This window comes from Roseovarius sp. S88 (assembly GCF_037023735.1).
In the GTDB taxonomy this organism is placed as follows: Bacteria; Pseudomonadota; Alphaproteobacteria; order Rhodobacterales; family Rhodobacteraceae; genus Roseovarius; species Roseovarius phycicola.
The window spans coordinates 3,125,520-3,138,368 of the sequence record NZ_CP146069.1 but is presented as its reverse complement, the minus strand read 5'-3'; the positions used below and the strand labels follow the sequence as shown (position 1 = coordinate 3,138,368).

11 protein-coding genes and 1 tRNA gene are annotated in these 12,849 nt (G+C 56.2%); 11 read left to right on the top strand and 1 reads right to left on the bottom strand.

Going from position 1 to position 12,849, the window contains the following annotated elements; genetic code table 11:
- Nucleotides 1-8 precede the first annotated feature (8 nt).
- Complete coding sequence (locus RZ517_RS15910) at nucleotides 9-794, bottom strand: helix-turn-helix domain-containing protein (RefSeq protein ID WP_338549113.1); 786 nt, start codon at nucleotides 792-794, stop codon at nucleotides 9-11.
- A 75-nt stretch (nucleotides 795-869) separates the two neighbouring features.
- On the opposite strand from RZ517_RS15910, the gene RZ517_RS15905 reads away from it, so the two are divergent.
- From RZ517_RS15905 to rpoB, 11 genes are all read left to right on the top strand, one after another.
- The gene (locus RZ517_RS15905) at nucleotides 870-1,250 is read left to right on the top strand and encodes an MAPEG family protein (protein WP_338549112.1); all 381 of its coding nucleotides are present in this window, start codon (nucleotides 870-872) and stop codon (nucleotides 1,248-1,250) included.
- 102 nt (nucleotides 1,251-1,352) lie between these two features.
- A tRNA-Trp gene (locus RZ517_RS15900) sits at nucleotides 1,353-1,428 on the top strand.
- Between the two features lie 239 nt (nucleotides 1,429-1,667).
- Nucleotides 1,668-2,579 (top strand): hypothetical protein, encoded by a 912-nt coding sequence (locus RZ517_RS15895; protein ID WP_338549111.1) that lies wholly within the window; start codon nucleotides 1,668-1,670, stop codon nucleotides 2,577-2,579.
- 120 nt (nucleotides 2,580-2,699) lie between these two features.
- Complete coding sequence (gene secE, locus RZ517_RS15890; RefSeq protein ID WP_338549110.1) at nucleotides 2,700-2,897, top strand: preprotein translocase subunit SecE; 198 nt, start codon at nucleotides 2,700-2,702, stop codon at nucleotides 2,895-2,897.
- A 189-nt stretch (nucleotides 2,898-3,086) separates the two neighbouring features.
- The gene (gene nusG, locus RZ517_RS15885; RefSeq protein ID WP_317057018.1) at nucleotides 3,087-3,620 is read left to right on the top strand and encodes a transcription termination/antitermination protein NusG; all 534 of its coding nucleotides are present in this window, start codon (nucleotides 3,087-3,089) and stop codon (nucleotides 3,618-3,620) included.
- 423 nt (nucleotides 3,621-4,043) lie between these two features.
- The gene (locus RZ517_RS15880) at nucleotides 4,044-5,429 is read left to right on the top strand and encodes a DUF3179 domain-containing (seleno)protein (protein ID WP_338549109.1); all 1,386 of its coding nucleotides are present in this window, start codon (nucleotides 4,044-4,046) and stop codon (nucleotides 5,427-5,429) included.
- A gap of 179 nt (nucleotides 5,430-5,608) precedes the next feature.
- On the top strand, nucleotides 5,609-6,034 hold the full coding sequence (gene rplK / locus RZ517_RS15875; protein ID WP_338549108.1) for a 50S ribosomal protein L11: 426 nt from the start codon (nucleotides 5,609-5,611) through the stop codon (nucleotides 6,032-6,034).
- Between the two features lies 1 nt (nucleotide 6,035).
- Nucleotides 6,036-6,734, top strand: coding sequence for a 50S ribosomal protein L1 (rplA, locus tag RZ517_RS15870; RefSeq protein WP_338549107.1), 699 nt, complete (start codon nucleotides 6,036-6,038; stop codon nucleotides 6,732-6,734).
- A 677-nt stretch (nucleotides 6,735-7,411) separates the two neighbouring features.
- A complete protein-coding gene (gene rplJ, locus RZ517_RS15865) occupies nucleotides 7,412-7,930 on the top strand; it encodes a 50S ribosomal protein L10 (RefSeq protein WP_338549106.1) in 519 nt (172 codons plus the stop codon).
- 77 nt (nucleotides 7,931-8,007) lie between these two features.
- Nucleotides 8,008-8,394, top strand: coding sequence for a 50S ribosomal protein L7/L12 (gene rplL, locus RZ517_RS15860; protein ID WP_317057025.1), 387 nt, complete (start codon nucleotides 8,008-8,010; stop codon nucleotides 8,392-8,394).
- A gap of 278 nt (nucleotides 8,395-8,672) precedes the next feature.
- Nucleotides 8,673-12,842 (top strand): DNA-directed RNA polymerase subunit beta, encoded by a 4,170-nt coding sequence (gene rpoB, locus RZ517_RS15855; protein ID WP_338549105.1) that lies wholly within the window; start codon nucleotides 8,673-8,675, stop codon nucleotides 12,840-12,842.
- Nucleotides 12,843-12,849: the final 7 nt, after the last annotated feature.

The following is a 12,849-nucleotide window of genomic DNA, read 5'->3' as shown; positions in this document are numbered from 1 at the left end:
TTGCGATGTCAAGCAAACATGGACGTGAGTTTAGTTTCTGTCACATCATCAAGCGGAACCATCAGCTCGATTTCAATCCGTTCTAGACGCACGTCCTGCAGCGTGGAAAGCGATCCGATAAACGGCGTCATTCTGAGACGGGTGCCATCAGGGAGACCCATCTCTGCACAGCTCATCACAGGGTTTGAACTGCCACCCGTGATGTGGCGCGGCACATCGTCAAACAGGCCCGACGCACGCGCGGCTTCAAATGCAACACGGACCGTCCTATCGCGTTCCGCCGCTGCCATAAGACGAAAGTAAAAGCCCGGACTGACCTCTTCCCAATTTAGAATAGCGGTCCGGAAACCCGGCGATAAAACCATGGTCAGGAGGCTTTGGTTTGCTTGCGACAAATCGATCCCGAACATCGCAAACATCGCGGTAGCGCTTGGATTGGCCCGCAGGATTGTCCAATCTTTATCCAATGCAAAGGCCGGAAAGGGCCAGTTTTGCAGAATGCGTCGCTCAATCGTGTCCAGGGCTTGCGTGATCTCGGTATCTGTAAGCTGGCGTTCGGGAAATGGGTTGCGCAAGCCCGAGGCCTCAAACAACGCGCTGCGCTGCGCTGTTGAGAGGTTTAACTCAACGGCAATACGTTGCAAAAACTCTGGTGTGGCGCGCGATCGGCCGGTTTCGAGAAAAGAGATGTGTCGCTGGGTGCTGCCAAGGCGGTGTGCAAGTGCGAGTTGGCTCAAGCCCAACGCATTTCGGATCCCTCTGAGCGTCAAACCGAATTCATTTTGTATCGCCATCATTCCCTCCTAAGGAATTGTAGCTATTCCTTATTCTTCTTACCTCCAAATCGCACAATAAAGAAGGAATGGAATATGGTTTTCTGGATTTTGGCCGGACTGGCCTTGTATCTGATGAACGTGTTTGGGGCAGGAAGTTTTCTGATGCTGCGTGTCGGGCCTACGGCATATATGGGACCTCGGGACAGCCTGCCGGAGCCCGGAAAATTCCATGCGCGCGCTTTAAAGTCCGCTAAGAATTTCTCGGAATCGTTGCCGGTTTTCGTGGTTCTTGGCCTGCTTGCGCTGATCTTGGGTGGCGTTGATCTTGAGCTTGCCGAACAGGGCGCGATGCTCTTTGTTCTGGCAAGGCTGGCATATATTGCGGCCTATGTGGCCGGCGTTCCTTATATTCGGTCCGTCATTTTTACGGCAGGGTTTGTAGGGCTTGGCATGATGGCTTTCGCGGTCATCTGACACGATCGGGCCGCGATTGAGGCAGCCAATGGTAAATTTCCGATTGCGGGCCAATGTGACTTGATTCCCAGCCGTAGGTGACGTAATTCGAGCCTTGGCCTTAGGGGTATAGCTCAGCTGGTAGAGCGACGGTCTCCAAAACCGTAGGTCGCGGGTTCGAACCCTGCTGCCCCTGCCACTTTAAAATTAAATCCTTTCAACTACTTAATTGCAGAAATGTGTCCCTGTGGCGCTTCGTTCTGCTTTGCCAGAGGCTTTTGAATTGCATGCTATGGTCACAATTCCGCCCGGTAGCTGCCATGATATGGCCAAATTCCCGACATACCTTGCCTTAGTCTGACGACTCGCGTGCGAGACGTGGGGCAATCACGTGGGGGCGTGAAACAAGACACCGTGGGTGGTGAGGGTAGTGCTGCTATGACGGATACCGCAGGGTCAATGCCTATGGAGCATCCGCGCGCCGCGAAGCGTCGGTCGTCGCGTGGTAAAATGCTTATGGAAACCCCTACAATTGAAGATCCGAACTCTCCGCAGATGACTGCGATGATCAAATCCATGCTGCTTGATCAGAAGCGCGAGGAGCGTCAGCAGCGCCTGCCGGAACTGACGCCGCCAGAGGCGGACCCTGTTCGTGCAGAGTCAGAGCCTACGGAAAACGCAAAGCTCACCAAGCTCGACATTTCCAATCTCGTTCCCAGTATGCCGGCTTTGCGTCCGCGTCGCAAAATGCTGGACATGGAGGTCGCAGAAGACCTTGTTGAAACCATTGTTGATGACGAGGTCGAGCTTTTGTCGCGCGATGTTCTGGAGCCTGCACCCGAAGATGTCATCATGCAGGAAGATATCGCGGAAGTGGTTAAGAAAGACCAAACGGACCGTCTAAAACGCCTCAAAAGCTTCAAAAGTGACATTTGGCCTGTGATCAAGACCCATGCCAGCACGCTCAAGGCACATGCCAGTAAAATCAAACCCAAGCATGTTCTGCTGATCACAGCAGCGTTGATTGTATTTCTGCGCCCTTGGTTGGTGCTGGGTGTGACGCTGACCGTGCTGATGGTCTTTGTCATCACCTACCTGTCTCTTGGGCATGAACGATTCACCGAAATTCTTCTGGCACGGTGGTTGCGATTCAAGAAGCGCAAACCGAAAAAAGCAGAACAGTATTTCACGAAGGCAACACAGCTTGTCGAGCAGTATAACACCAAAGTGGCGCGTCTTCCTGAGGCCATCGCAGAGCGGTTGACCCTGCCGGATCTGGCAGAGTTGGAAAAGGAAGACGATCGGCCCGATCCGTTTGACCGGCTGTCTGAACAGGCTCAGGACGTCTAGCCCGGTATATTGGCAACAGAGCCACCGCGGTGAAGGACCGGGGTGGCTCTCTGCTCTTGAATTCATTTTGAGTGCAACGTATGTCCCTCTGAACGTCGACCCTTTTGTACAGTGGATCCCATGGCCATCACCAACCCGCTTCAGTTCATTCAGCAAGTTCGTGCGGAAGTTGCCAAAGTTGTTTGGCCAACCCGGCGCGAAGTTTTGCTGACAACGATCATGGTGTTTATTATGGCCGCTCTGACTGCCGTATTTTTTGCTTTGGTTGACCTTTTGATCCGCAGCGGACTTGAGGGGCTTTTGGGGCTCTTCGGCTAAAGCGCAAAAATCCCTTTCTGCGGCCTTGAAAAGAAGGGCGAAGAGCGGTAATCCAGCCATCATTCCGATACAGCGCGCGGCGATTCGAGCCCGCGCGCTGATTTGTTTTATCGGGGTGGTTCGGGCCAAAAGCCTGAAAGAACAGAGAATTCCGGCCAAGTGCCGATAACAGCAGATGTGGGGTCCAGCATGGCGAAACGGTGGTACTCAGTGAGCGTTCTCTCGAATTTCGAGAAGAAAATCGCAGAGCAAATCCGTCAATCCGTGGCCGATCAGGGCCTTGAGGACGAGATCGACGAAGTGCTCGTGCCGACCGAAGAGGTGATCGAGGTGCGGCGCGGCAAGAAGGTCACGACCGAGCGGCGGTTCATGCCGGGCTACGTGCTGGTGCATATGGAAATGTCGGACCAGGGCTATCACCTGGTGAACTCAATCAACAAAGTCACCGGGTTCCTTGGACCACAAGGCCGTCCGATGCCGATGCGCGATGCGGAAGTGCAGGGGATCCTGGGCCGTGTGGAAGAGGGGGCCGAGGCGCCGAAGCTTCTGATCAGCTTTGAGGTTGGTGAGAAGGTCAAGGTCAACGATGGTCCGTTCGAGGATTTCGATGGCATGGTCGAGGAAGTCGACGAGGACAATCAGCGCCTCAAGGTGACGGTCTCGATCTTTGGTCGTGAGACGCCGGTAGAATTGGAATACACGCAGGTGACGAAGCAAACCTGACCCGAGGATTAGCTCTCAGTTCTGGACGAAAATTGGAACCCTGGCTTTTGGCCGGGGTTTTCTTTTTGCTCCACTCTAATGGTGACTCCTGCATGTTTGGCGACTCAAAGGTTAACGCCCTAAATTTGCGGGGATTTGAGCTTCGGTATTGCATCGGTATCATGTCGGTATTGCGTCGGTGCGATATCGGTAAAGCTTGTAGATTAATGCACCGTGGCGTCTGCTCTACGGTGTGTGCAACAGGTTCCCAAAATTTGAGCTTGCCGCAGAAGGCGGACGCACGGTGTTGCACAGTTCGGCGAATGTTCGTGAACGGTGTGTTCAGGACCTGTTCACTAAGTGCTGATGCAATCGTGATTAGCCATCTTGCCCGGAACCGTCATCTTTGGGTGCACTTGGAATGTGCACATGAAAGGTCCTTTGATGGCAACTGCATTTGGCTCAACGCCGCGTCTCTTGATCCTTGCGTCGCTGATGATGCTCTTCGCTCTCTGGTCCACAGCGGTGCGTGCCGAACAGCCAGCCGCGCTGCCGGACTATGGGGTTGAGCAATTTGGTCAGCCGCCTGCCATTCCGGATGGTGACTTGTCGGCGGACCTGAAGGCCGCCGCGAAGATGGCGTTTGTCGACAGTATCGAAGGGTCGACATGGGGCACGGATCAGGAAGTGGCCTTGCGCACGTTGGCTGCTTCAAAAGACCCGCGCCTTGCCTGGCCCATCAGCGACCTGATGCGCTTTGCCCCCGGACAAGCGCTCAATGTGCAGCTTGCAAATGCAGCAGCGACATTGCTTGAAATTGATATGCCCACTGAAAACCATTGGGGCGTTATCACCGATCACCTGATTGCGTGGGATGTGCCTGCGCCGCCGAATTACCTGAGTGCAAAACGGGCCATTTTCACTGGGATTATTCCCGGCTGGGACAAGATTTTTGTCGAAGGCGATATTGACTGGCGGATGGTGTCCTGGGGCGGCGTGCTGATTGATGACCGCGCCTATGACGCCACCGATGAGCAGTGCAACTGCATTCCGGCCGCGGATAACCCGGAGATCAGCAGCGCGGCAGAGGCCACCTGGCTCAAGGACAGCGATATTGTTTTTGGCGTGGTTGTGAATGGCGAGGCACGCGCCTATCCGCGTCGGATCATGGAAGTGCGCGAGATGGTGAATGATACGCTGGGCGGGCGTGATCTTGGGATTCCCTATTGCACGCTTTGCGGTGCCGCGCAGGCTTATTTCACAGACGAGGTTCCGGATGGTGTGGAACGTCCGATCCTTCGCACGTCGGGGCTTTTGATCCGATCCAACAAGGTGATGTATGACGTGCGTACGCATTCGGTGTTTGACACGTTTCTTGGCCACGCTGTGACAGGGCCCTTGGCCAAAAAGGGTGTGAAATTGGAACAAGCAGGTGTCGTGACCTCTGACTGGGGCACATGGAAAAAAGCACATCCAGAGACAACCGTGTTGGTAGAAGAGCTTGCCCTTGGCCGGGATTTTGATTTCCGCAATGGACGCGATGCCAATGGCCCGATTTTCCCGGTAGGCGATGTCGACCCACGCCTGCCGGTGCATGAGGATGTCATCGGCATTGTCACCGCTTCCGGTAAGCCCGTGGCGTTCCAGCGCAGCAAGGCGATGGTGGCGCTTCAGGGTGGCCAGGACATAACCGTGGAGAATGTGCACCTGACGCTTGATGGCGGTGGGATCAAGGCGGTTGATGCGAATGGCGCTGACCTTGGCAGTCATCAAGCCTTTTGGTTTGCTTGGTCACAGTTCCACCCTGAGACTGCGCTCTGGAACGGTTAGGCTTTCCATGACTTTTGGTCAAACGGTCTTGTCAAAGACGCGTGCGCCGTGTAGTGCGCGCGTCAGTCTTTGAAGAAAGACCCCCATGTGGGAGGCGAGGGCATCGCGATGCACGGACCAGACCACATCAACATAGGCTAAGGGGCGCGTCCCGAGGCTGTTTGAAAAGGAGATGGCCCATGGCCAAGAAACTTGCTGGCACCATGAAGCTTCAGGTGCCTGCCGGGCAAGCGAACCCATCCCCGCCGGTTGGTCCGGCGTTGGGTCAGCGCGGCATCAATATCATGGAATTCTGCAAGGCGTTCAACGCCAAGACGCAGGACATGGAGCCCGGTGCGCCGTGCCCCACCGTGATCACCTATTATCAGGACAAGTCCTTTGAAATGGACATCAAGACGCCACCTGCGTCTTACTACCTGAAAAAAGCGGCCAAGTTGAAATCCGGTGCAAACACGCCCGGTCGTGAAACTGTCGCCTCGGTCTCGGCCAAGCAGCTGCGAGAAATTGCGGAAGCCAAGTGGAAAGACCTGAACGCAAATGACGTCGAAGCCGCGATGAAGATCATTGCCGGTTCTGCACGCTCCATGGGCATTGAGGTGAAGTAAGATGGCAAAGCTTGGAAAACGCACAAAAGCGGCGCGCGAGGCGTTCGCGGGCAAAGAGAACGTCACCATCGAAGAGGCGGTGGCGCTGGTCAAAGGCAATGCCAATGCAAAGTTCGACGAAACCGTCGAGATTGCTGTGAACCTTGGGGTTGACCCACGTCACGCGGATCAAATGGTGCGCGGTGTGGTTGGCCTTCCCAATGGCACAGGCAAAGACGTGCGCGTGGCGGTTTTCGCTCGTGGCCCCAAGGCCGAAGAGGCACAGGCCGCTGGTGCAGACATCGTGGGTGCCGAGGACCTGATGGAGACAGTGCAAGGCGGCACGATCGAGTTTGATCGCTGCATTGCCACACCAGACATGATGCCCATCGTGGGTCGTCTGGGTAAGGTGCTTGGCCCGCGCAACCTGATGCCGAACCCCAAAGTGGGCACGGTGACCATGGATGTGGCCGATGCCGTGAAAGCGGCCAAGGGCGGCGAAGTACAGTTCAAAGCCGAAAAAGCTGGCGTTGTGCATGCCGGGATTGGCAAGGCGTCGTTTGACGAAGGCAAGCTGGTTGAAAACGTGCGTGCCTTTGTTGAGGCCGTGCAAAAAGCAAAGCCATCTGGCGCCAAAGGGGCCTATATGAAAAAGATCGCGCTGAGCTCGACCATGGGGCCGGGCGTGAGCATTGATGTGGCAGGTGCTCTTGGCGAGTAAGCTGACGCCGAAGTGACACGCAAATTCGGGGGCTTCCTAAGGGAGGCCCCTTTTGTTTTCGTGGAAGGGGTTGTTTGTTGGGTTTGTGGGACTTAGCTGCCATTGAACACCCTCGCGCGGAATCAAGGCGCGTAGCGCCGCCGCGCGATCGCCAGACCGCCCCATCGGGCTGGCGATTGGCTCACGTAAGCGCGCCGATCCAAGGACATGCAGACTTGGCTGACATAAAGTGTTCAGAATTTGTAAAAGGTCGCCATCCCGCGGTCTGGCCATCCCGCGCCTCTGCTGATTAACGTGCAACACGGGCTCACAGCAGACCTTGCGTAAAACTCAGCGTTCCTGAATATCAATCCCCTCAAAAAACCGGTTTGAGCGGCTCTTTGTGGCCAGTTTTGAGCCTTGTTTAAAAGGGGCTTGGCATTTGCCCGGATGAGGTCTAGATACTGCCTTGCACGCATGGTCCGATTCTGTCGGGCCATTTGTGTTTCGTCCGAGACGGTGGGTGGTCGGGATATGCCGGTCATAATTCCTGCCTGAGACGGGAAAGACCAGAATTTTGCGCGGCTCTCCAAAGGTGGTCCCCGTGTCTGGCTCAGCCCGTTTAACGGACCCAAAGGCTGGGTCTTTTGGCCCAGTAAGACTGAGCCGGGGAATTTCCCCATAATTGGAGTGAAACTGTGGATAGAGCCCAGAAAGAGAAAGTGGTCGAGGAACTCGGCCAGATCTTCGAAAGCTCTGGCGTCGTCGTGGTAGCCCACTACGCAGGCCTTACAGTTACCGAAATGCAGGATCTTCGTGCCCGCGCCCGCGAGGCCGATGCATCCGTACGCGTTGCCAAAAACAGGCTCGCCAAGATTGCCCTTGATGGAAAGCCATGCGCCAGCATTGCTGACTATCTGTCGGGCATGACTGTTCTGACCTTCTCGGAAGACCCTGTGGCAGCAGCCAAGGTCGCCGAAGGGTTCGCCAAGGATAACAAGAAGTTTGAGATCCTCGGCGGGGCCATGGGTGAGAACGCATTGGACCGCAAAGGCGTCGAAGTCGTGTCGAAAATGCCATCCCGCGAGGAGCTTATTGCCTCCATCGTGGGCTGCATCGGCGCACCTGCTTCGAACATCGCCGGGGCCATTGGCGCACCTGCTTCGAACATCGCGAGCATTCTGTCATCCGTCGAGGAAAAGGCAGAAGCGGCATAACGGAACTGGAAAAGGTCTGGCGTGGACTTGCAAGTCTGACGTTGGAACACATCTAAGAGAACGGAAAAGAGCTAGATATGGCTGATCTGAAAAAACTCGCTGAAGAGATCGTTGGTCTGACGCTTCTCGAAGCACAAGAACTGAAAACCATTCTGAAAGACGAATACGGCATCGAGCCCGCCGCGGGCGGGGCTGTGATGGTTGCCGGTGCAGCAGGCGGTGACGCCGGTGGCGCAGGCGGCGGTGAAGAGCAAACCGAATTTGACGTGATCCTGAAATCGGCCGGTGCGTCGAAGATCAACGTCATCAAAGAGGTGCGCGCGATCACGGGTCTTGGTCTGAAAGAAGCCAAGGATCTTGTTGAAGCCGGCGGCAAAGCTGTCAAAGAAGGCGTCGACAAAGCCGAAGCAGACGACATCAAAGGCAAGCTGGAAGCAGCTGGCGCTGAGGTCGAACTCAAGTAATCCGTGGGTTTGCACCCATCCTAAAGTCATGTGCTTTGGGTGGGGCGACCTTCGTATTGCGACATGAATTTTGGCTGGTCCCGGCAAAATACGGGTCCAGCCGAACCTGTCTCAGAGAAGCCCTGTTGCGCGGGGCTTTTCTCAGGCGAGGTTCAACGATCGGGTGGCCCCTTGTGGGATGGGGGCCAAGAATGGATCGTACTCGCTGTCTCTGATGGACGTGCCGCTGGGCCCCGACAGCGCGCATGACCAGTGAGAAATGAAAGGTGACCCGTCACATGACGCAGAGCTTCCTTGGCCAAAAACGTCTTCGTAAATATTACGGCAAAATCCGCGAAGTGCTGGAAATGCCGAACCTCATTGAGGTGCAGAAATCAAGCTATGACCTGTTCCTGAAATCCGGCGACCAGGAGATCCCCACCGATGGTGAGGGGATCAAGGGCGTGTTTCAGTCGGTCTTTCCGATCAAGGATTTCAACGAAACAGCTGTGCTGGAGTTCGTGAACTACGACCTGGAAAAGCCGAAATACGATGTCGAAGAGTGTATGCAACGCGACATGACCTACAGCGCGCCGCTTAAGGTGACGCTGCGGCTGATTGTGTTTGATGTCGATGAGGACACCGGTGCGAAGTCCGTCAAGGACATCAAGGAACAGGACGTGTTCATGGGCGATATGCCCCTGATGACCCCCAACGGGACTTTTGTTGTCAACGGAACAGAGCGCGTGATCGTCAGCCAGATGCATCGCTCTCCAGGCGTGTTTTTTGACCATGACAAAGGCAAGACACATGCTTCGGGCAAGTTGCTCTTTGCCTGCCGCATCATTCCCTATCGCGGCTCGTGGCTCGATTTTGAGTTTGACGCCAAGGACATCGTCTTTGCGCGCATCGACCGTCGCCGGAAGCTGCCTGTGACAACTCTGCTTTATGCGCTGGGTCTGGATCAGGAAGGCATCATGGATGCCTATTACGATACGGTTGACTACAAGCTGAAGAAAAAGGGCAAGGCCGTTACCGGATGGGTGACCAAATTCTTCCCCGAGCGTGTGCGGGGCACGCGCCCGGCCTTTGACCTTGTGGATGCCAAATCTGGCAAGGTGATTGCCGAAGCGGGTAAGAAAGTCACGCCACGTGTGGTCAAACAGCTAATTGATGACGGCAAAGTCACCGATCTTTTGGTGCCGTTTGAGCACATCGTTGGCAAGTTTGTCGCCAAGGACATCATCAACGAAGAAACCGGTGCGATTTATGTCGAGGCCGGGGATGAGTTGACGCTTGAGCGCGATAAAGATGGCGAGATCATTGGCGGCTCGGTGCAGGAGCTTTTGGATGCCGGGATCACCGACATTCCGGTTCTGGACATCGATAACATCAATGTCGGGCCGTATATGCGCAACACCATGTCCAATGATAAGAACATGAACCGCACAACGGCGCTCATGGATATCTACCGGGTCATGCGTCCGGGCGAGCCGCCCACCGAAGAGGCGGCCTCGGCTCTGTTCGACACGCTGTTCTTTGATAGTGAACGGTATGACCTGTCGGCGGTTGGCCGGGTGAAGATGAACATGCGCCTGGCGCTTGAAAAGCCGGACACACAGCGCACGCTGGACCGCGAAGACATCGTGGCCTGTATCAAGGCCCTGGTCGAACTGCGCGATGGCAAGGGCGATGTGGACGATATCGACCACCTCGGAAACCGTCGTGTGCGCTCGGTCGGTGAGTTGATGGAGAACCAGTACCGTGTGGGTTTGCTGCGGATGGAGCGCGCGATCAAAGAGCGGATGAGCTCGGTTGAGATCGACACGGTCATGCCGCAGGACCTGATCAACGCTAAACCGGCTGCTGCGGCTGTGCGTGAGTTCTTTGGCTCCTCGCAGCTGTCGCAGTTCATGGACCAAACCAACCCGCTGTCCGAAGTAACGCATAAGCGTCGTTTGTCGGCGCTTGGGCCCGGTGGTCTGACCCGCGAACGGGCTGGGTTTGAGGTGCGCGACGTGCATGCCACGCATTATGGCCGCATGTGCCCGATTGAAACGCCGGAAGGGCCGAATATTGGTCTGATCAACTCGCTCGCGACCTTTGCGCGGGTGAACAAATACGGCTTTATCGAAACACCATATCGCAAGGTTGAGGGCGGGCAGGTGACGGACGAAGTCACGTACATGTCCGCAACCGAAGAGATGCGCCACACTGTGGCGCAGGCGAATGCGACGCTGGATGCCAAAGGCAAGTTCGTTAACGAGATGGTCAACACCCGTCAATCGGGTGAATACATGTTGGCTCCGGTCGACAATGTGGACCTCATTGACGTGTCGCCCAAACAGTTGGTCTCGGTGGCGGCCTCGCTTATTCCATTCTTGGAAAATGACGACGCCAACCGCGCCTTGATGGGCTCGAACATGCAACGTCAGGCCGTGCCGACGCTGCGCTCCGAGGCGCCTCTCGTGGGCACCGGGATCGAAGGCGTTGTGGCGCGCGACTCTGGTGCGTCAGTCTTGGCCAAGCGGGCTGGTGTGATTGACCAGGTGGATGCGCAACGGGTGGTGATCCGGGCGACCGAGGACCTTGAGATCGGTGATCCGGGCGTTGACATCTACCGGATGCGTAAATTCCAGCGCTCGAACCAGAACACCTGTATCAACCAGCAGCCGCTGGTGAAGGTGGGCGATACGGTCTCGAAAGGCGAGGTGATCGCCGATGGTCCGTCGACCGATCTGGGCGAATTGGCTCTGGGTAAGAACGTGCTCGTCGCGTTCATGCCATGGAATGGCTACAACTTTGAGGACTCGATCCTGATTTCCGAGCGTGTGGCACGCGACGATGTCTTTACCTCGATCCATATCGAGGAATTCGAGGTTGCCGCCCGTGACACCAAGCTGGGGCCGGAAGAGATCACCCGGGATATCCCCAACGTCGGCGAGGAGGCTCTGCGCAATCTTGACGAGGCGGGCATTGTCTATATCGGTGCTGATGTAGAGCCGGGCGATATCCTTGTGGGTAAGATCACACCGAAAGGTGAAAGCCCGATGACGCCGGAAGAAAAGCTCTTGCGCGCGATCTTCGGGGAGAAGGCCTCTGACGTGCGCGACACCTCACTTCGGGTGAAGCCGGGGGATTATGGCACGGTTGTGGAAGTGCGCGTCTTTAACCGCCATGGCGTGGAAAAAGACGAACGTGCGCTTCAGATTGAGCGCGAAGAGGTCGAGCGTCTGGCGCGTGACCGCGATGACGAGCTGGCGATCCTGGATCGCAACATCTATGCGCGTCTGAAGTCACTCATCATGGGCAAAGTGGCTGTCAAAGGCCCCAAAGGTGTCAAGGCGAACTCGGAGATCACCGAGGACCTGCTGGAAACGCTGAGCCGGGGTCAATGGTGGCAGCTGGCGCTCAAGGATGAGAAAGACGCGCAAGTGATCGAGGCCCTGAACGAGCAATATGAGGCGCAGAAGCGGACACTGGACGCGCGTTTTGAGGACAAGGTCGAGAAGGTGCGTCGCGGTGATGATCTTCCTCCGGGTGTGATGAAGATGGTCAAAGTCTTTATCGCGGTGAAGCGCAAGCTTCAGCCGGGTGATAAGATGGCCGGGCGTCACGGCAACAAGGGTGTGATCTCCAAGGTTGTGCCAATGGAAGACATGCCGTTCCTTGAAGATGGAACGCCGGTCGACTTCTGCCTCAACCCACTGGGTGTGCCGTCCCGTATGAACGTCGGTCAAATTCTGGAAACCCACATGGGTTGGGCCGCGCGTGGCCTGGGCATCAAGATTGACGATGCCCTGCAAGACTATCGCCGTACAGGCGATCTGACACCTGTGCGCGAGGCCATGCATCATGCCTATGGCGACGATGTCTATGACGAGGGTATTGCCAAGATGGATGAGGGATCGCTTATCGAGGCGGCGGGCAACGTGACCCGTGGTGTGCCGATTGCGACTCCTGTCTTTGACGGTGCTAAAGAAGCGGACGTCAACGATGCGCTGCAACGCGCCGGGTTTGATGAAAGCGGTCAGTCGGTCCTCTATGATGGCCGCTCGGGTGAGCAATTTGCCCGCCCAGTGACCGTGGGTGTCAAATACCTGCTCAAGCTGCACCACCTGGTGGACGACAAGATCCACGCGCGCTCGACCGGGCCTTACAGCCTTGTCACCCAGCAGCCACTGGGCGGCAAAGCGCAGTTTGGTGGCCAGCGCTTTGGTGAGATGGAGGTTTGGGCGCTTGAAGCGTATGGCGCAGCCTACACGCTTCAGGAAATGCTCACCGTCAAGTCGGATGACGTGGCGGGTCGGACCAAAGTCTACGAAAGCATCGTCAAGGGCGAGGACAACTTTGAGGCCGGTGTGCCAGAGAGCTTTAACGTTCTCGTCAAAGAAGTCCGTGGCCTCGGCCTGAACATGGAACTCCTGGATGTGGAGGAGGAAGACGAAGGGGACATCGCGGCGGAGTAACGCGCCG

Coding starts and splice junctions, on each gene's coding strand:
- RZ517_RS15910 (WP_338549113.1), bottom strand. CDS start 794: ATGGCGATACAAAATGAATTCGGTTTGACGCTCAGAGGGATCCGAAAT.
- RZ517_RS15905 (WP_338549112.1), top strand. CDS start 870: ATGGTTTTCTGGATTTTGGCCGGACTGGCCTTGTATCTGATGAACGTG.
- RZ517_RS15895 (WP_338549111.1), top strand. CDS start 1,668: ATGACGGATACCGCAGGGTCAATGCCTATGGAGCATCCGCGCGCCGCG.
- secE (WP_338549110.1), top strand. CDS start 2,700: ATGGCCATCACCAACCCGCTTCAGTTCATTCAGCAAGTTCGTGCGGAA.
- nusG (WP_317057018.1), top strand. CDS start 3,087: ATGGCGAAACGGTGGTACTCAGTGAGCGTTCTCTCGAATTTCGAGAAG.
- RZ517_RS15880 (WP_338549109.1), top strand. CDS start 4,044: ATGGCAACTGCATTTGGCTCAACGCCGCGTCTCTTGATCCTTGCGTCG.
- rplK (WP_338549108.1), top strand. CDS start 5,609: ATGGCCAAGAAACTTGCTGGCACCATGAAGCTTCAGGTGCCTGCCGGG.
- rplA (WP_338549107.1), top strand. CDS start 6,036: ATGGCAAAGCTTGGAAAACGCACAAAAGCGGCGCGCGAGGCGTTCGCG.
- rplL (WP_317057025.1), top strand. CDS start 8,008: ATGGCTGATCTGAAAAAACTCGCTGAAGAGATCGTTGGTCTGACGCTT.
- rpoB (WP_338549105.1), top strand. CDS start 8,673: ATGACGCAGAGCTTCCTTGGCCAAAAACGTCTTCGTAAATATTACGGC.